Genomic DNA, 18067 nt, shown 5'->3' with positions numbered 1-18067 from the left:
GCACAGGCTGGCTCCGTCCGGGCCCGGCAATGCGGCAGCACACCGGATCAGTAACCCTGGAGCGGAAAGTCCTTTCGTAGTGGGTGGCCTTCCAGATCGTCGGGGGTCAGAATCTTGCGCAGATCAGGATGGTTGGTGAAGCGGATGCCCATCAGGTCAAAGGTTTCCCGTTCGTGCCACTCGGCCGTCGGATAGATGCCGACCAGCGTGGGTACTTCACAGTCATGTTCCGGGACACGCACTTTCAGGCGCAGGCGATAGCCGTGTGGGATGGAAAACAGGTGATAGACCACCTCAAAGCGCGGGTCGGCTTCAAGCCCCCGGTCCACACCACACAGGTCAGAAAGCAGGTTGAACAACAGCTTCGGCTCGTCACGCAGGTAACGCGCCACCTCCACGATAGCGGCGCGGGAGACATACACCGTCACTTCGCCGTGCTGGACGATGACCTGCTCGATGGCTGTCTGAAAACGCTGACGCAACTGGGCCAGCGTATCCGTTGCACCCTTGATCAGCGCCAGGTCATCGCCCGTTGCATCCACGGTCGCAGCCTTTGGTTCGCTCATGCCGCAGCTCCTTTGGGGAGTTCTTCCGGCAGCAGGTTGCGGTCGCGGCGGTCGGTCAACCGCTCGGCCATGATCTTTTCCTGGAGCTTCATCAGGGCATAGATCAGGGTCTCCGGGCGCGGCGGACAGCCCGGCACATAGACATCCACCGGCACGACCTGATGCACGCCCTGCACGATGGCGTAGTTGTTGAAAATCCCGCCGGCCGTGGCGCAGGCCCCCATCGAAATGACCCACTTCGGGTCCGGCATCTGGTCGTAGATGCGGCGCAGCACCGGGGCCATTTTGCGGGAGACCCGCCCGGCCACAATCATGACATCGGCCTGACGCGGACTGGCGCGGAACACCTCCGAACCAAACCGCGCCATGTCGTTACGGGCCGAAGTGGCATTCATCATCTCGATGGCGCAGCAGGCCAGGCCAAACGTAGCCGGCCACAGCGATGACTTGCGCGACCAGTTGATGAGGTCTTCGAGGCGCGCCGTCAGGATTTCCGGCAGGGCGGCGCCAATCGTCGTTTCGAGTCCCATGGCCCTTCTCCTTCAGACGACTGAAGGCTACTTGCTCCAGTCGAAAACACCCTTCTTCCACACGTAGATGTAGCCGATGAACAGCGTCGCCACAAACAGCATCATTTGCATCATTTCGCCATAGACGAACAGCTTGTTGCCGAGTTCATCAGCCAGCGCCTTGTACACCACCGCCCAGGGAATCAGCACAATGGCTTCGATGTCGAACAGGATGAACAGCAGGCACACCAGATAAAACTTGACCGAGAAGCGTTCCCGCGCGCTGCCCACCGGGTCGTTGCCACACTCGTAGGGCATGAGTTTTTCACGGGTTCTGATTTTGGGACCCAGCAGCCGCGAGGTGTTCAGAATCATCGTCGCCACGAAAGACGCCAGTCCAAACACCATCAGCAGCGGAATGTAGTTCTGGAGTTCATTCGACATCGTGTGGTTCTCCAGCGGGCGGGAGCACAGGCAGCCGGGGGGTGAGAGACCTGCATCGGGGCGTACCGCCTGCATCAGTTATGTAACGCCACGCACGAAAACGATGGTAGAAAGCCGGTTTCACCAGGTCAAGCAAGGCAGGCGTGGTTGCGTCTTTGGCGTGCGTCGGTTAGCGTTTCGGCACACGTCTGCCGCCCTCCCGCAACCTGTGGCCACCGCCGCGTGGTCACCTGCCAAGCCTACCAGACTTTTGAGGATGCGCCGCCATGATTACGCGCTACGGAAAATGGGATGGTCTCGACCTGGACCAGTTCAACCTTGAACAACTGCTCGAAAAGCTGTCCGACTTCTTCCTGCAGAGCGGCTTTTCCCAAGGCGGCTGGTCGCGCCGCATTCAGGACCCGGACCAATCACTGGAGGCCCTGCGGGAAGCCATCCGGCAGCTCATTCGCTCCGGGGAACTGCTTGACGAGACGGACATGAAGGCCCTTCAGGATGCCTCCGGCGCGCTGGATGAAAACAAGCTCGATGAGCTGGTGGATGCGCTCATCCAGCGGTTGCTCAAAGAGGGCTACCTGCGCGCCACCCCGGATGAGCGCGGGACGCCGACGCCGCGCCCCGGACAGGGACGCATCGAAAAGGACGAGGGCGCGCGCATCAAGTTTGCGCTGACCGAGAAGGGTATGGACTTTCTCGGCTACAAGGCGCTCAGCCAACTGCTCGGCTCGCTTGGCCGAAGCTACGCCGGGCGGCACGACACACAGCACCTTTCCACCGGCATTGAGGCGTTTCAATCCAGCAAGCCGTACGAGTTCGGCGACACGCTCAATCTGGATGTCAACGCCACGCTGCTGTCGGCCATTCAGCGCCATGGGTTGGGGGTTCCGCTTGAAGTGGAATACAGCGACCTGATGATTCACCAGTCGGAGTACACCAGCTCGTGCGCCACGGTGCTCATGCTGGATTGCAGTCACAGCATGATCCTGTACGGCGAAGACCGCTTCACCCCGGCCAAGCGCGTGGCTTTGGCGCTGACGCATCTCATCCGCACGCAGTATCCCGGCGACACCCTCAAGCTGGTGCTCTTCCACGACTCAGCCGAGGAAGTGCCGCTCGGCAGGCTGTCGCAGCTTACCGTCGGGCCCTACCACACGAACACGGCCGAGGGACTCAGGCTCGCGCGCCGCCTGCTGCTGGCCCAGCGCGTGGATATGCGGCAGATCATCATGATTACCGATGGCAAACCCTCGGCGCTGACCTTGGAGGACGGACGGATTTACAAAAACTCCATGGGGCTTGACCCGATGATTATGGAAGCCACCTACCGGGAGGTCGCCCAATGCCGGCGCAGCAACATTGCCATCAACACCTTCATGCTGGCCGATGACCCCTACCTGGTGAATTTCATCAAGCGCGTGACGAGCATTGCGCAGGGCAAGGCATACTTTACGACCGTCATGACGTTGGGTGAGTACGTCATGATGGACTTCCTGCGGCGCAAGCAGAGGAAAGTACGCTGAACCTCCGGCATCGGCCTATGCCGCATCAGTCTTCCCGTTCTGCACACGCCCGGCCTTCCCTCCCCTGGCGGTCATCGCGCTGGTTCATTCGTATTCTGGCCATTCTGCTTCTGGCGACAGTTGCCCTGGGTTGCGCCGGGACGCTGGCCTATCAGCGTCCGCTCACGGTCATCAACTGGTATGACCAGTGGCGACTGTGGTGGGCGGGCATTGCCGCGCGGGAGGTCGTCATTGATGGCGTTCGCCTGCACTACAAGGAAGGCGGTGCCGGTGAGCCGCTCGTGCTCATTCACGGTCTGGGTGGCAGTTCGGATGCCGACTGGGGACAGGTCATCGTGCCGCTGTCACGCCGCTTTCACGTCTATGCCATTGATCTGCCGGGATTCGGACGCTCGGACAAGCCCGCCAACGCCAGCTACGCCATTCGGGAGCAGTCCGCAACGGTGGTGAAATTCCTTGACCGGGTTGGCGTCCGGCAGGCGCACCTGTGCGGGCTGTCCATGGGCGGCTGGATTGCAGCCTACACAGCCAGCACGACACCGGAACGGGTGGCGCGGCTCATCCTGGTGGACAGTGCCGGAGTTCGCTTTGAGCCGCCCCCGGACCGCGCCCTGCTTGACCCGGGCACCACCCCGGAAGATTTCACAAACTTCCTCAAGGTGCTGTTTTTCCAGCCGCCACAGCTTCCCGCGCCTGTGGTTCGGGACTTCCAGGCGCAGGCGCGTCGCCAGACCTGGGTGATTGACCGGGCGCTGGCCGCGATGCTGACTGGCGACGATGCGCTCGAACCGCGCCTGAACCGGATTACGTCCCCAACGCTCATCATCTGGGGCAGGCAGGACGCCCTTCTGCCGCTGCATTCGGGCGAAAAGCTCAAAGGCGGACTGCCGACGGCCAGTTTCGTGGTCATTGACCGTTGCGGCCACATGCCCCCCATTGAGCGCCCGGAAGCCTTTTTGCGCGAAGCTGAGCGGTTTTTGAGCGCGGCTTCGCCGCCCCAGAATGAATACACGTTGATTCCATAGGCTATGCCCATTCATCCCACAGCCATCATCAACCCCCAGACCCGCCTCGGCGAACAGGTTTCCATCGGCCCCTATGCCATCATCGGCGCGGATGTCGTCCTCGAAGACGAAGTCAGCGTCGGCGCGCACTGTGTCATTGAAGGCCCCACCCGCATCGGACGCGGCACCCGCCTGTTCCCTTTCGTTTCAGTCGGTCAGGACCCACAAGACCTGAAATACGCCGGCGAGCGGACAGAACTCATCATCGGCGAACGCAACATCATCCGCGAGTTTGCCACACTGCACCGGGGGACCGGCGCTGGCGGCGGCGTGACGCGCATTGGCAACGACAACCTGCTCATGGCGCAGTGCCATGTGGCGCACGACTGCATCGTGGGCAACCACATCATCATGGCCAACGGAGCCTCTCTGGCCGGACACGTCGAAGTTCACGACCATGCCATCCTTGGTGCGTATGTCGGGGTCCACCAGTTCTGCCGCGTCGGAGCCTACGCCTTCATCGGAGCCTATTCCGTCGTGGTCAAGGATGCCCTGCCCTATGCCCGGAGCGTCGGCAACCATGCCCGGTGCTATGGACCGAACAGCATCGGGCTGCGGCGCGCCGGTTTTCCAGATGCCGATCTGCGCGCCATCGAGCAGGCTTTCCGCCTGCTGCTCAACTCAAAGCTCAACACCTCGCAGGCCGTTGCCGCCATCACGGAAAAACTTGGCGACCATCCGCGCATTCGCCTGCTGCTGGATTTCATCGCCAGTTCACAGCGTGGCGTCATCAAATGAAAAGCGTGTCCGCAGCCTTGGGCTGCCTGCCACAGCCGGATGGAGACGGTTCCAGAGCCGGTTTCAGAGCGATGAGCCAGCGCTGCCTGCCCGCCGCCGCACCATGTAGCCGTCGCGTGCCTTGACCTTGACGTTCTTGCGCGTCACCACCCGCACTTCAATTTTCCGGTAGCCGGGCGTGTCCGGGTCCTGTGGTTCGTATGACAGCAGATAGTACCGTCGGGCCGCCTGATCAATGCGCTGGAAGGCGCGTTCGAGGTCAATGACCTTCTGAGGGAAGGCTACGTCGCCACCGGTTCGCGTGCACAGTTTACGCAGCGCCTCGTCATCCTCACCGGCCACCATGCCGGCGCCGGTGCCGAAAAAGCCAGCGTTGCGCGTGCTGATGCCAAAGATGAGCACCTCATAACGCTGGGCAATTTCGATGGCTTCCTCCAGCGTGTGTTCGCTGGCGGTATCGGCGCCGTCCGTAATGACGATGATGATCTTCCGGGGTGTGGGCACGTTGTACATTTTTTCCTCGCACACCCGGTACACCGCGTCATACAGCGCCGTGTCGCCACTGGCTTTGACCTCCATGATGGCTTTGGCCAAAAGGTTGGTGTCATCGGTGAAGTCCTGCCGCAACTGAACGGTCGAATCAAAGGTCACAAAGAGCGCCTGGTCCTTGCGCCGCCGGATGATGGTCTGAAGGAAGGAAATGGTGGCTTCCTTCTGAAACTTCAGCTTGGGCTTGATGCTGGCGCTGGTGTCCATCAGCACGGCAACGAACAGGGGCAGGTCGGTTTTGTCCTCGAAGGACTCAATCTTCTGCTTTTTCTTGTTTTCGTAGATTTCAAAGTCATCCTTGGTCAGCTTGCTGATGAAGCGGTCGTCCTGGTCGGTCACAATCACCGGGACGGTCACGTTGGTGATGCGAATGACATCCTCTCCGGGGTCCCTCTCTTGGGGCGTCGCACCGGGACGATTCGGGGTTCGCGGCGCCTGCTGGGCATACCGCGCCGGAAGGGGCTGTCCCAGCACAACCACGCCACACAGCACACCAACCAGCCATCCCGAACGAACCTGCTGCCAAAACTTTCTGAAGTACCTCATAACTGATTCCCCATCTCCCTCAGCACCAATCCGTTCACCCGAACACCATTGGTTGCCTCCCGTCGGGTCAGGACTGGCCAGCGCCGGTTCCCAAGGGTAGCCCACGCGCCAGCCGGGATTTTTCAGCATGGCGGGCAAAGGCCAGCTCGATCAACCGATCCAGTACGGCCGGCAGGGACCACCCGCTGGCTTCCCACAGCTTGGGATACATGCTGATGCGGGTAAAGCCCGGCATCGTGTTGATTTCGTTGACCATCAGCGTATTCGTCTGGCGGAGCAGGAAAAAATCCACCCGCGCCAGCCCGGCGCCATCAATGGCCTGGAAGGCGCGGACGGCCAGACGGCGCACATCTTCAATCTGCTCCGGCGCAAGCGGCGCCGGGATGACCAACTGCGATTGACTGTCGGGCGAGTATTTGTCGGCATAATCATAAAATGCCGCGCCACTGATAATCTCTCCCGGCACACTGGCTTCCGGCTGGTCGTTACCCAGCACGCTGACTTCGATTTCGCGTACGTCATAGCCTTTTTCGACAATGATACGCCGGTCATACTGCGCCGCCAGGGCAACAGCGGCGGCAAAATCGGCCGGGTCGTCCACGCGCGTAATGCCCACCGAAGAACCCAGGTTGGCCGGTTTGACGAACACCGGCAGACCGAGCTGCCGAAGGATGTCCGACTGCAAGGCATCGCCCTCTGTGGTCCAGGCATGGCTTGTAAACCAGCGGAATTCGACGACGGGCAGCCCGGCCTGGCGGAACAACTGCTTCATCACGATTTTATCCATGCCCGCAGCCGAGGCCAGCACCCCGCATCCGACGTACGGGATGTCCAGCATTTCGAACAACCCCTGAATCGTGCCATCCTCGCCATAGGTTCCATGCAAAACGGGAATCACCACATCGAGTTCCCCAAGCACACTGGACAGCGAAGCCAGTATTCTGGCCGGTGACGGTGATTCGATGCCGCCCACTTGGCCGCCCACCTGGCCGGGCGACGCACCGCCCGGGGACAGCATTTCGGTTGCTGCCGGACCGGCCACCCACACCCCGGACCGGGTAATCCCAATCGGTATGACGTGGTACTTCTCCGGGTCGAGCGCTGACAGGATGGTGGCGGCCGACCGCAGCGATATCTCGTGCTCGCCCGACCGGCCGCCAAAGACGACTCCCACCGCAAGCTGCTTGTTCACAAATGACTCCTTCGACAGGGTTTCCGCGCTGAACATCGTTCAAACCCCAGTCCAGCAGTGAAGACGCACGCGGCCGGCCGGGAGTTGCGTCAGCAAGGCGGCTAGGATAGCGTTTTGCTCCCGGCATTTCACTTGGGATTTGAACTGAAAGCGCGATTGCACCTGATTCTTCGGCACTCACCGAACTTCACATGCCCCTTCGCTCCCTGTCTTGGCATCCTGGTCACACGTTCCTGGCTCTGGTGTCCCTGCTGGTTTTTGCCGGACAGCCTGCCTGCTTTAAAACCGCGACCGGCAGAAGCAAGCTCGACGACGGCGTGGTGATTTCCGAGCGTGCTGAGATGTTCAACTCAACGGCGCTGGTCAACTCGAAAGTCGGGCAACTCCAGAAAGGCGACAGGCTGGCGATTTACCACCAGGCCGAGGTCAACGGCATTGAATGGCTGAAGGTGCAGAAAGAAGGGGAATCCAAAGTTGGTTGGGTCGAGGCGCGTCATGTGGTTTACCGCAGACTGCTTGATGCCTGTCTGGCGCTCGATCAGGAATATGCCCATGTCCAGCCACAGATTGGTGGCCGCCTCAAGCGTGAAACCCGCCTGCGCGTCCAGCCCCGCCGGGATGCCGACGTGATTACGGTACTCAAAAGCGGCACGGAGTTTGACATCCTCAAGCGGCAACGGGTCGAGCGGCGGATAGCCGTCACGGACGAGACAGAAAAACCCGGCGCGGATGAAGCGGATGTCAAGTATGACTCCTGGTACCTCGTCCGCTTCCCGGAAGCGTCCATTTACCGGATTGGCTGGCTTTACGGCGGCTCGGTCGAACTCATCGAACCACCGGCCGTTGCCGGTATCATCGGGGGCGGACGACGCATGGTGGGGGCGATCCCCTTCGGAGTCACGCTCGATAAAAATGGCGCGGCGCTCCGAAACTACTTCATTCTCGACAAGCAGATTTTCAGCAACGACCCGGTGGCCGATTTCGACCGCATCTACGTTGTGCGCCTGGATGCCAAGTCCGGCAACTACACCTGTGCTTACTACGAGCTTCCGGTGCGCGGGATGTATCCCGTGGCCTATCAGAACGACAGCGACACCGAAGCCAGATTCATGGTGACGCTGCTCGACAAGAACGGCAATCCGACCCAGGCTGAATATACGGCTGCCTTGGTCAACAACGTCTGGACGGTCAGAAAAGGCAAACTTCCGGCACCGACACCGCCATCCCGTAAGGGGAAACGCTAGGTTTTTCGTGTCAAAGTTTTTCCCGGCCAGGCCTTTCGCAGGTTCCTCCCGGGTTGGGAACAGACAACAACGCGCGCGCCTCGGCCCTTCGGTCAGCCTATGCCAGGCTCAGAAGCCTGAAAGTTTAATGAAAAAATGAGCGCACCCACTGGACCAGCCCCAGCAGAAGCGCTACCACGGCCACGCCGCCGAGCGCCAGGGCCAGCATCCCGGCAAAGACGACATAAAACCGCAGTCCGGGCATGTCGTCGGGGTTCTGGTTGTTGCCCAGAACAAAGTCACGGATGAGCTGCTTGAAGCTTTCCTCTTCCCGGGTTGCATCCGCTGCCTCCTGCGCCGGGGCGGCGGCGGAAGCAGCGTCCTCCGTAACGGCACCGGTTGCATCGGCGGCTGGCGTCAGAACCTCTGGGGCATCTGGCATCGGCATGGCGTGAACCTCGCAGGGCATTCTCGCAGGGGGGCTTTGGCTAGGCCGGAAGGGACTGCCGCTGTAACCAGGCTACGGCGGCGGCAAGCGCGTCGGCAAGTTCTGTCTGATGCTCATCGAAGAAATGATTGGCGCGTGGGATGAAGGTTCGCCCTTTCGGTTCCTGACAGCGCGCAAGCAGGGCTTCAACGTCCGCCGCCGGGCCAAATTCGTCGGCATCTCCCTGAATAATCCACTTCGGGAGCGTGACCCTGTGCAGGAATGAAAAGTCAAACCGAAAGGTCGGCACGCCGACGCCCAGCAGTCCCCTGACCTGGGGACAGCGGAGCGCCGCCTGAAATCCGACCCACGAGCCAAAAGAAAAGCCAGCCACGACGAGTACCTCCTGCGGATGCTGTGCTTGCAGGAAGGCCAGCGCGGCAGCAGCATCGGCCTGTTCACCGATGCCGCCATCATAGCCACCGCGACTGGCACCCACGCCCCGGAAGTTGAACCGCAGGACGTGAGCGCCGCCGGCCAAAAAAGCTTTGGCGGTGCGATACACCACACGGTTGTGCATCGTCCCGCCAAAAACCGGATGCGGATGGCAAACCAAAGCCGCCCACCCCCGCGGGTTGGGGGCGCGTGTGTACAGCGCCTCCAGTGGACCCGCCGGGCCATCAAGCAGAAAGGTCATCAAGCCACCGGCGGCCAGTCTGCGTTACGGAACACCCCACCGGCAGCAGTGGTGTGGGCCGTAACCGCACTGGGTCCTCATCTAGGCGCTTGGACCCGCTGCCGGCTGGGGCTGCATCAGCGTCGAAATCAAAGCAATCGCGCCTTCTGCCAGCGTCTTGAGCAGGGCCCCCAGCGCCTCGACCAGACTGGAAATCAGGTCGGCAAAACTCTCTGCGTAGTTGTGGAAAGCGCCTCCCAGATAGCCTTCGTATGGCTCACGTACATACTGCCCCATAAGTTCCTCCCGACAATGGCATGCCATCGGGCATGCCGAATCAATCACGGACTCAGCCGCTGAAATACATCGTCGCGATAGCCATGGCCACTCCGACCGGCAGGGCAATTTTCAACGCCTGGGCTGTGGTGAGCGGCCCCTCGGACGTGCGCAACCCGAAGCGCACGAACAGAAAGCCAACCGCAACATAGGCGATGACGTAGATGACAAACTCAATCACCGGCATCACAACTCACCGTTCATACCCTGCCCGGCGTCAGCCGGCGCGCAGCCAGACCCGCTTCAGACAGATTTTCAGGGGACGTCAGGCTTGTAGAAATGCGCCCACGGCCGGCGATCGCGCCGCCGGCGCTTCAGTTTCAGGACGTAACGAGTTTGGCTTCGTAAATCGTGTCGGAACCGACACTGCCGGCGACCTTGATGGTGGTTCCCAAACGCGCTGAAACATCCAGCGGGCGGGGTTCGGTATCCTTGAGATGGATGGGATTCTCGAACAACCGATACACCTTGCCCTCTGGTGTGCGTAGCTCGTTGGCACCTGTCACCTCGCCTGTCACCGTGCCGTACTCAAGCAACGTCGCGGATTTTTTGGGTTTCTTGCCAAACAGCATGTCATATCTCCATCCGGGCAACCGAAGATGTCACACTCTCACCGCTTTGCAGAAGGCGAATCATACGGACATTGGCCAGATTAATGAGCCGTCCTCCATCCACAGCCAACCACCGCGCCTGCGACAGCAGGATACCAAGCGCGTCCACATTTTCAACTTCTGTATCCATGCGAACCTCGATTGGTTCGGCGCTTCCAACGAACCAGATATGAAGTTGCATGTGTGTTTACCGACGGCACATCCGGGAATCCATCGGGACGGCCGAGTGTTTTGCCGGGACTTTACCGGAAACGTACCGTCCAGCCCACCGTCGCCCTCCCAAACCCAAGGGTTTCGGCCTGATTGTTCTTAGCACTCACAACCAACGGTAACAAGAGCTGATGGTACCACTCTACTCTGCGAGCCACCGGCGGCCAACCACGGTTTTGCTCCCCACGACACATCGGACAGAGAACCAGGTCTGAGAAACTGTCCGTCAGGGGAAAATGATCTGCGCCTTGAGAACATCCTGTGCCTCGGCCATTTTTCGGAAGCCCAGTCCTGTGTCCTCCAAGGTATAGCGATGTGTAACCAGCTTTTCCGCGGTCAGAACGCCCTCGGCAATGTACTGTAGCGCCGCCCGCGTGTCGTCAGGCCCACAGGAGTAGCTCATCACCAGATCAATCTCGTTGAAGTACAGATGGAACGGCTCGACGGTAAGGCGTTCACCCGGCGATGACCCCATGAAAAACACGACCGTCCCACCTTTTCCGGCACAGCGGATGCCCAATTCCATCACCGGGACGCTGCCCGGCCCCACAATGACGACATCGGCCATCGCGCCGGCGGTCAGTTCCCCCAGCCGTTCCACCAGGTCTTCCCGTGCCGGGTTGATGACAGCATCCGCGCCAAACTCCAGCGCCTTGGCGCAGCGCCAGTCCACCAGATCAGCCCCGATGATCCGCTCGACGCCGGCCTGCCGGGCAAGCAGGACGTTCATCTGCCCCATGATCCCCAACCCGATGATGAGCACCGTATCGCGTGGGTGAAGCCGGGCCTTGCGGATGGCTTTGACCGAACAGGCAGCCGGTTCGACGAGTGCCCCATCCTCGAAGGACATCCCTTCGGGCAGGCGCAGGGTGTCGCGCAGGTTGACTTCCGGGACGAGGAAATACTCGGCAATGGCACCCGGCACGATGTGCGAGGCTTTCCACGTCGCGCACTGGACGTACTCGCCCTTTTCACAGAACTTGCAGTTGAAGCAGGGCGCGTGGTGGTGGGCAAACACGGGATCGCCGACGCGAAAACCGGTCACTTCAGCGCCAACTTCGGCCACGATGCCGGCCGGCTCGTGCCCCAGAACCTTGCCCGCCTTGCGCTTGATGTACCAGGGCGTCACGTCCCCGGAGCAAATCCCGCTGGCCTTGACCTGAACCAACAGCTCGCGGGGGCCAACTGACGGACGTGGCATGTGCTCGATCCGAATGTCATCAAAGTCATACACGCGGGCGACTTTCATCAACGCCGTCATAGTGGTGCCCCCTGTCCTGCCGACCTGAATGGCTGGCTTGAATTGCCACGTGGAATGTGGCGAAGTAAGGGGGCGTCGTCAAGCCGCTCCCCATTGTGAGACGAAAGCTCCTGAAGTTATCCACTCAGAGAACGTATCAACTCGGATGACCCAATCTGCTTCCCGACGCAAACACATCGTTGTTGTCGGTGCCGGGTTTGGCGGCGTCGCTTTTTGCCAGGCCTTCCCGGAAGGATTGGCCGACATTACGCTGGTGGACCGCAACAACTACCACCTGTTTCAACCGCTTCTGTATCAGGTAGCGACGGCTGACCTCTCCCCGTCCGACATTGCCGAACCCATCCGCACGATTTTCGACCGGCGGCGTGACATCACCGTGCTGATGGATGAAGTTACCGGGATTGACTTCCAGAGCCGTATCATCACCATGCGGCGGCGGACACTTCAGTACGATTATCTCGTACTGGCGATTGGCGCCCGCACAGGCTACTTCGGCAATGACGACTGGGCGCGCTACGCCGGCGGACTCAAAGGCATTGAAGATGCCCTCAACATCCGCAACCGGGTGCTCTCGGCGTTTGAGGAAGCCGAAAACTGCCCCGACCCGTCCCTGGTCAAGTGTCTGACCACCTTTGTCGTTGTGGGAGGTGGCCCGACCGGCGTCGAACTGGCCGGGGCGCTCGGCGAGCTGACGCGGCGCGTTCTGCGGCGCGATTTCAAAAACATTGACACCTCTCAGGCGCGGGTCTTTCTTATCCAGAGCGCTCCACGCCTGCTTCCGCCCTATCATCCGGCCCTTTCGGAGTACGCCCGCCAGAAGCTTGTTCAGCTCGGCGTGGATGTGCGTGTCTCCTCGCGTGTCGTCCGCGTCGGACCACACCAGATTGAACTGGACAACGGAAAAATCATCGAGGCGGCCAACATCATCTGGTGCGCCGGTGTCGAAGGGCATCCTCTGGCGCGCAAACTGGGGTTGCCCACCGACCGGACCGGGCGGATTCAGGTTGAACCCGACCTGCGGGTTCCCGGTCATCCCGAAATCTTCGCCATCGGCGACATCGCGGCGCTGACCGACGCCAGGGGCGTCGTCGTGCCGGGCGTGGCGCCAGCGGCGCTTCAGATGGGGCGCTATGCCGCCAGGGTCCTGGCTGCCGAGTTGCGCGGCAGGCCCAAGCCGCCGCCGTTCGTCTATTTCGACAAGGGCAGCATGGCGACCATCGGACGGGCGGCCGCCGTCCTGGAAGTCGGCAAACTGCGCATGACCGGCTTCCTGGCCTGGATTGGCTGGCTCATTGTCCACCTGGCCATGCTCGTCGGCTTCAACAACAAGGTCAGTGTTCTCACCGAATGGATTTTCCGCTATATCACCTACCGGCAGGGGGCGCGCATCATCACCACCCCCCGAACGGATGAACTTCTCCAGGAAACACCATAGCCAAGCTTGCGGCAGGCACAGCCTGCCCTTCCCGACATCTGGTCATGAGTGTCGTTCAGGAGTTTAAGACCTTCATCTCACGCGGCAGCGTCATTGATCTGGCCATCGGTGTCGTCATCGGTGGCGCCTTTGGCAAAATTGTGTCGTCCTTCGTCGAGGACATCATCCTGCCGCCCATCAGCCTGCTCACCAGCGGGGTCAACCTCACCGAAGCCAGAATCGTCCTCAAGGAAGCGGCCAAAGCCGGCGACCCGGTCATTGCGATCCGGTATGGCAACTTTTTTCAGGTCGTCCTTCAGTTTTTCATCATTGCCGTTTCCGTCTTTCTGGTCATCAAGGCTGTCAACCGCCTGCGGCAACCAGCGCCGGCCCCGGCGGCATCCCCGCCAGAGCCGACCAATGAAGAAAAACTGCTGACCGAGATTCGGGACCTGCTCAAACGCTGACCGGCCGGCGGCCGCTTCCTTCAGCTTCCAGCCAGCGCGGTCGGCCGGGGCTTGCGGGTGCGGGCTGTTTTGACCGGGTAGAGCCGGCGCAGAACTGTGCCGACGCGCTTTCCCCAGTCGTCCTCGGTGTGCTTGCCACCACGCACTTCCCGGTAGAACAGGTCTTTGTCGGGCAACCAGCCGTACTCGATGAGCAGATCGCGCATGCGCCGCACCTGCGCAATGCCGCCCCCCATCTCGCGCGTGCCCATATCGAGCCAGATGCGGACATCCGGCTTGCGCTTCAGGTGCCGCACAAGCCGGAAGGCGACGCCGTGGTCCCACCACAGCGAGGGTGAAAGGGCGGCAATGCGCCCGAAATACTCCGAGTAGTGCAGCCCCAGCAGCAGGGCAGCCAGCCCTCCGAGCGATGAGCCGCCGATACCGGTGCGGTCACGGGCGGGATCGGTGCAGTAGGTGGCATCCATGAAAGGCTTGAGTTCCTCAACGATGAAACGTCCGTACAGGGGAAGCAGCCCCCCCTGCTTGACGCCGGGATCGCGGGTGGGTGTGTATTCGTCTATGCGGTGGATGCCTGTGTTCCAGATGCCCACGATGATGAGGGGTTCGATTTTCTTTTCGAGCATGAGACGTTCGGCCGTCCGGGCCATCTTCCAGTCATGGCCCCGGATATAGGCCGTATCGCCATCGAAAAGGTTTTGCCCATCGTGCATATACAGCACCGGATAGCGTACTGCCGGGTCTGCGCCGTGACCGGGTGGCAGATAGACAATGACATGCCGCTTTTGGGTGAGATGTCGTGAGGCCACATTGATATGGAGTTGAAAACTGCCCGCATAACTGTCGGCATCGCGTGGGAGCGACGGGGTGAAAGCGGCAGGACTCGGCGCAGGGCGTTTCGACATGTCAGCAGTGGCAGTGGGCAGGCAGCTACGCTGTGGGAAGCGCCGAGGGGAAATACAATACGGGTCTGGCAGCATAGGCCGCGCCTCGAAACAGAAGCAAGGGACGGCTTGCGGCGCTTCCCATTTCGTCCATAATCAGGTTTTCACTTCACATCTTCGCGGGAGACAGATGACCCGATGAAACCCAAGTATGGAATCATACTCGCCGCAGCTCTGGCGCTGCTGGCCGGACTCCTTCCCTCGCTCAGTTGTCAGAATGGCTCGGCAGCCGGTGATGCCAACCCGGGAACAGCGGCGATGTCGCCGGAGTTTGCCGCCCGGCTTGGCCAGGACGATGGTTTCGCCATCTCGCTCCTGTTCGGTGCCGATGTGCAGGGCAATCTCAAGGACTGCGGCTGCCCCAAACATCCCCAGGGCGGGATTGCCTGGCGGATGGGCTATGCTGAAGGTCTCAAAAAGCTCGCTCCCGACGCCGCCATTGTGCAGCTCGACGCCGGACGGATGTTTGCCAACTCGGTAGGCTACATCCAGCCCTACGACCGCGTGCGCAACGAGTGGATGCTGCGCGCCTACGGCGAAGCCGGGTTTGCCGCCGCCAACGCAAGCTACTTCGATGTCCAGATGCTGGCCGAGCTGCTGCACAAACCTGAGTTTGATACCAAACGCCAGACGTTTCCCTTTCTGAACCGCATCGTCTCCGCCAACATCCGTCCCACCAAGCCGGAACTGACGCCGCTTCCCGCCTACATTATTGAAACCGTGCAGAGCAAGCGGCTGCCCAAACCCGTCCGGCTGGGGATCACGGGCGTCACCATGGCCAATCCCAATCCCGGCGCTGAAACGCTCAACTTTGCCATCGAGGACCCGGCGGAAGCCCTCAAGCGGGTTCTGCCCGAACTGCGCACCAAGGCCGACTTCGTCATTGTGATGTCCTATGGTCCTGAAGCCCAAACTGACAAGATCACGAAAGTGCCGGGCATTGATCTCGTCGTTGTGGCCAACAACTCTGGGGCGATGTACCTTCAGGTGCAGAAGGTCAACGATGTTTCGGTCGTCTATGCCTTTTCCCAGACAAAGCTCCTCGGCGATCTGCGGCTTTACTACACCCCGGAGGGGCAGATCAGCCAGATGCGGCTTTCGATGCCCAGCCTTGACCAGGATATTCCCAAGGATCAACGCTGGGAGCAGATGGTCGCTGATGCCCAGAAAGCCATTGACGAGGCGATGAAGGCCGTCGTCAACTCGCCGCCGGCCGAGCCAGCCGGCCCGCCGTCCAGCGCCGCCCCGGCGGGCAAGTAACCGGGTTCTGCCCCTGGGCAGAAAGGTTATCCATTCCACGCCCGGACGTAGCACTTGCCGGGCAACTCACGCAGCAGGCCGCGCAGTGTCAGGTTGAGCAGGGCAGCCATGGTTCGTGGCTGCCCCAGCCCACTCTGCACAATCAACCCATCCACATACACCGGCTGATCAAAGCCCACCAGCGCCAGAATACACTGCTCATCCTCGCCCAAATCAAAAGGCAAGTGGCTTTCCTGTGGCGTTGCCGCAGGCTGTCCGGTGCGGAGCCGTTGCCGCAGATCGTAGGAAAACTCGGCAACGACATCCTGCCAGTCCATCACGAGTTTGGCGCCATCCTGAATGAGCCGGTTCGTGCCGATGGACTTCCCCGAAGTGATGTTGCCCGGCACGGCGAACACTTCGCGCCCCTGTTCGAGAGCCAGCCGCGCCGTGATGAGTGAGCCGGACTGGTCAGCCGCTTCCACGACCAGAACGCCCAAGCACAATCCGGCAATGACCCGGTTCCGGTAGGGAAAGTTCTGGGGCGCTGGCGGCTTTTCAAAGGGGAATTCCGTCACCAGCGCCCCGGTTTCTGCTATCCGGTCAGCAAGTTTGGCATTTTCCCGTGGGTAGGTGTCGTCCAATCCCGTCCCCAGTACGGCGATGGTTCGCCCCCCAGCATCAAGCGCCGCTTCGTGGGCGGCCGTGTCAATGCCCCGCGCCAGGCCGGAGACGATGGTCACACCCCGGCTGGCCAGGTCGCGCGCCAGACGGTTGGCGGCATTCCGTCCGTAGGTTGAGCAGGATCGCGAACCGACAATGGCCAGGCAGGGCTGCGCCACGGCATCGGCCAGATTTCCCCGAACGAACAACAGTAACGGCGGGTCAGGAATAGCACGCAATAGCGCCGGATAGGCCGTATCGGCCAGGGTCAGTACGCAACCGCCGGAACGCTCCAGAGCCGCCAACTGCCGTTCCACCGCCGCTTCAGATGCCTGCCCCACAATGGCCCGGGCCGTTTCTTCCGGCACGCCCACAGCGCGCAACTCTGAATAGGGGGCTGCCAGAGCGGCTGCCGGCGTGCCAAAGTGGTGGATCAGCTTACCGCCCACGACGGGCCCGACGCCCGGCGTCAACCACAACCTGAACCAGTCCCGCAGGTCATCCGCCATGGCTTTCAGAGGACGATGCCGGCGCGTGTTTGATGGCATCCCAGATGGCGTTCATCTCGGCCGGGTCACTTTCGGCAAGGGTCTTGCCCCGCGCTGCCAGCGCCTGCTCCACGGCGGCAAAACGCCGCCGAAACTTCTGATTCGTCGCCTTGAGCGTGGCTTCGGGATCGAGGCCGAGCTTGCGCGCCAGATTGACCACGACAAAGAGCAGATCGCCGACTTCTTCGGCAATTTCCTGTGGGTTGGGTGCCGGCTGCGCCAGCACCGCCTGGAGTTCCCCGGTTTCCTCCTCCAGCTTGGCGAGTACCGCCTGGGCATCCGGCCAGTCGAAATCGTAATACGCGGCCCGTTCCGTCAGTTGCCGGGCCTCGATGAGCGCCGGCATGCGGGACGAAACCCCATCCAGCACTGACGCCAGCCGGCCGTCCTGGCTGGCCACAGACTTCTCCTGGGCTTTTTCCTGAGCCTTGATGGCTTCCCAGTTGCGGGTGACTTCCTGAGCGTCCTGTACTGTGAGGCTGCCAAAGACGTGGGGGTGGCGGCGGATGAGCTTCTCACGCAGCGCGTCAATCACCGCGTAGATGTCAAAGCGGCCTTCCTCGGCCGCAATCTGGGCGTGGAAGATCACCTGGAGCAGAACATCCCCCAGCTCCCGGCACAGCTCCCGGTCATCCCCTTCGTCGAGGGCGTGAAGTACCTCGTAGGCTTCTTCCAGAAGATAGGGCTTGAGCGTCTGGTGTGTCTGCTCCCGGTCCCAGGGACAGCCCTGTGGGCCGCGCAACCGCGCCATGACCTCGACCAGAGCTTGAAACCGTTGCTCCGGGCCAGGGTTGTCCGGGAAGGTCCGCGATGATGCCATGCCAATGACTGCTCCTGTAGGTTTTCTACGCACCAGCGTGCAGGTCGAACATGGATGTTCGTCACCGGGCAGGTCAAGCCAGGGGGCTGGCCCGGTTGGA

The 18067-nt window shown here is 61.3% G+C and carries 22 protein-coding genes; 7 read left to right on the top strand and 15 right to left on the bottom strand.

The genetic code is table 11. The features are described 5' to 3' along the window. Window positions 1-47 precede the first annotated feature (47 nt). The 3 genes from J8C01_RS05445 to J8C01_RS05435 are packed head-to-tail and all read right to left on the bottom strand — an operon-like array spanning window position 48 to window position 1519. The gene (locus tag J8C01_RS05445) at window positions 48-566 is read right to left on the bottom strand and encodes an NADH-quinone oxidoreductase subunit C (RefSeq protein WP_211432646.1); all 519 of its coding nucleotides are present in this window, start codon (window positions 564-566) and stop codon (window positions 48-50) included. After that, entirely contained in the window at window positions 563-1096 is a 534-nt protein-coding gene (locus tag J8C01_RS05440; RefSeq protein WP_211432645.1) for an NADH-quinone oxidoreductase subunit B, read from the bottom strand. Before J8C01_RS05440 ends, J8C01_RS05445 begins: the two co-directional genes overlap by 4 nt. A 27-nt stretch (window positions 1097-1123) precedes the next feature. Then, entirely contained in the window at window positions 1124-1519 is a 396-nt protein-coding gene (locus J8C01_RS05435) for an NADH-quinone oxidoreductase subunit A (RefSeq protein ID WP_211432644.1), read from the bottom strand. Between the two features lie 266 nt (window positions 1520-1785). Between J8C01_RS05435 and J8C01_RS05430 the strand changes: the two genes are divergently transcribed. The 3 genes from J8C01_RS05430 to lpxA are packed head-to-tail and all read left to right on the top strand — an operon-like array spanning window position 1786 to window position 4841. Further along, complete coding sequence (locus J8C01_RS05430; protein ID WP_211432643.1) at window positions 1786-3039, top strand: vWA domain-containing protein; 1254 nt, start codon at window positions 1786-1788, stop codon at window positions 3037-3039. A 17-nt stretch (window positions 3040-3056) separates the two neighbouring features. Continuing rightward, window positions 3057-4064 (top strand): alpha/beta fold hydrolase, encoded by a 1008-nt coding sequence (locus tag J8C01_RS05425; RefSeq protein WP_211432642.1) that lies wholly within the window; start codon window positions 3057-3059, stop codon window positions 4062-4064. A 3-nt stretch (window positions 4065-4067) separates the two neighbouring features. Beyond that, window positions 4068-4841 (top strand): acyl-ACP--UDP-N-acetylglucosamine O-acyltransferase, encoded by a 774-nt coding sequence (gene lpxA / locus J8C01_RS05420; RefSeq protein ID WP_014099607.1) that lies wholly within the window; start codon window positions 4068-4070, stop codon window positions 4839-4841. A 63-nt stretch (window positions 4842-4904) separates the two neighbouring features. Here lpxA and J8C01_RS05415 read toward each other — a convergent pair whose 3' ends face one another. Beyond that, complete coding sequence (locus J8C01_RS05415) at window positions 4905-6065, bottom strand: VWA domain-containing protein (RefSeq protein WP_081464720.1); 1161 nt, start codon at window positions 6063-6065, stop codon at window positions 4905-4907. Next, on the bottom strand, window positions 6004-7164 hold the full coding sequence (locus J8C01_RS05410) for a D-alanine--D-alanine ligase family protein (protein WP_211432641.1): 1161 nt from the start codon (window positions 7162-7164) through the stop codon (window positions 6004-6006). Before J8C01_RS05410 ends, J8C01_RS05415 begins: the two co-directional genes overlap by 62 nt. A gap of 155 nt (window positions 7165-7319) precedes the next feature. Between J8C01_RS05410 and J8C01_RS05405 the strand changes: the two genes are divergently transcribed. Next, entirely contained in the window at window positions 7320-8372 is a 1053-nt protein-coding gene (locus J8C01_RS05405) for an SH3 domain-containing protein (RefSeq protein WP_148263957.1), read from the top strand. A gap of 124 nt (window positions 8373-8496) precedes the next feature. Here J8C01_RS05405 and J8C01_RS05400 read toward each other — a convergent pair whose 3' ends face one another. The 7 genes from J8C01_RS05400 to J8C01_RS05370 all read right to left on the bottom strand — a co-directional run bounded on the left by J8C01_RS05400 (window position 8497) and on the right by J8C01_RS05370 (window position 11872). Beyond that, window positions 8497-8799, bottom strand: a complete 303-nt coding sequence (locus tag J8C01_RS05400; protein WP_211432640.1) for a hypothetical protein — start codon at window positions 8797-8799, stop codon at window positions 8497-8499. 40 nt (window positions 8800-8839) lie between these two features. Next, a complete protein-coding gene (locus tag J8C01_RS05395) occupies window positions 8840-9475 on the bottom strand; it encodes an alpha/beta hydrolase (protein WP_014099602.1) in 636 nt (211 codons plus the stop codon). 81 nt (window positions 9476-9556) lie between these two features. Beyond that, the gene (locus J8C01_RS05390) at window positions 9557-9751 is read right to left on the bottom strand and encodes a hypothetical protein (protein ID WP_014099601.1); all 195 of its coding nucleotides are present in this window, start codon (window positions 9749-9751) and stop codon (window positions 9557-9559) included. Window positions 9752-9803: 52 nt separating this feature from the next. Further along, window positions 9804-9977: a hypothetical protein gene (locus J8C01_RS05385; protein WP_014099600.1), complete on the bottom strand. Its 174-nt coding sequence runs from the start codon at window positions 9975-9977 to the stop codon at window positions 9804-9806. Window positions 9978-10110: 133 nt separating this feature from the next. Further along, complete coding sequence (locus tag J8C01_RS05380) at window positions 10111-10362, bottom strand: hypothetical protein (protein WP_014099599.1); 252 nt, start codon at window positions 10360-10362, stop codon at window positions 10111-10113. A gap of 1 nt (window position 10363) precedes the next feature. Then, window positions 10364-10582 (bottom strand): hypothetical protein, encoded by a 219-nt coding sequence (locus J8C01_RS05375; protein ID WP_014099598.1) that lies wholly within the window; start codon window positions 10580-10582, stop codon window positions 10364-10366. A gap of 255 nt (window positions 10583-10837) precedes the next feature. Next, window positions 10838-11872 (bottom strand): alcohol dehydrogenase catalytic domain-containing protein, encoded by a 1035-nt coding sequence (locus J8C01_RS05370; RefSeq protein WP_014099597.1) that lies wholly within the window; start codon window positions 11870-11872, stop codon window positions 10838-10840. 145 nt (window positions 11873-12017) lie between these two features. Between J8C01_RS05370 and J8C01_RS05365 the strand changes: the two genes are divergently transcribed. Beyond that, a complete protein-coding gene (locus J8C01_RS05365) occupies window positions 12018-13307 on the top strand; it encodes an NAD(P)/FAD-dependent oxidoreductase (RefSeq protein ID WP_211432639.1) in 1290 nt (429 codons plus the stop codon). 44 nt (window positions 13308-13351) lie between these two features. Beyond that, window positions 13352-13753: a large-conductance mechanosensitive channel protein MscL gene (mscL, locus tag J8C01_RS05360; RefSeq protein ID WP_211432638.1), complete on the top strand. Its 402-nt coding sequence runs from the start codon at window positions 13352-13354 to the stop codon at window positions 13751-13753. A 20-nt stretch (window positions 13754-13773) separates the two neighbouring features. Here the strand turns inward: mscL and J8C01_RS05355 are convergent, their stop codons facing one another. Next, on the bottom strand, window positions 13774-14658 hold the full coding sequence (locus J8C01_RS05355) for an alpha/beta hydrolase (RefSeq protein WP_211432637.1): 885 nt from the start codon (window positions 14656-14658) through the stop codon (window positions 13774-13776). A 177-nt stretch (window positions 14659-14835) separates the two neighbouring features. Here J8C01_RS05355 and J8C01_RS05350 point away from each other — a divergent pair, with 177 nt between their 5' ends. Further along, window positions 14836-15957, top strand: a complete 1122-nt coding sequence (locus J8C01_RS05350) for a bifunctional UDP-sugar hydrolase/5'-nucleotidase (protein WP_211432636.1) — start codon at window positions 14836-14838, stop codon at window positions 15955-15957. Between the two features lie 26 nt (window positions 15958-15983). Here the strand turns inward: J8C01_RS05350 and dprA are convergent, their stop codons facing one another. After that, the gene (dprA, locus tag J8C01_RS05345; protein ID WP_211432635.1) at window positions 15984-17108 is read right to left on the bottom strand and encodes a DNA-processing protein DprA; all 1125 of its coding nucleotides are present in this window, start codon (window positions 17106-17108) and stop codon (window positions 15984-15986) included. Further along, window positions 17098-17967 (bottom strand): nucleoside triphosphate pyrophosphohydrolase, encoded by an 870-nt coding sequence (mazG, locus tag J8C01_RS05340; protein WP_211432634.1) that lies wholly within the window; start codon window positions 17965-17967, stop codon window positions 17098-17100. The genes dprA and mazG overlap by 11 nt, the downstream gene beginning before the upstream one ends. Between the last annotated feature and the right edge of the window lie 100 nt (window positions 17968-18067).

Source organism: Chloracidobacterium sp. D, from assembly GCF_018304685.1.
Classification (GTDB): Bacteria; Acidobacteriota; Blastocatellia; order Chloracidobacteriales; family Chloracidobacteriaceae; genus Chloracidobacterium; species Chloracidobacterium thermophilum.
This window is presented reverse-complemented; position numbering and strand designations above follow the sequence as displayed.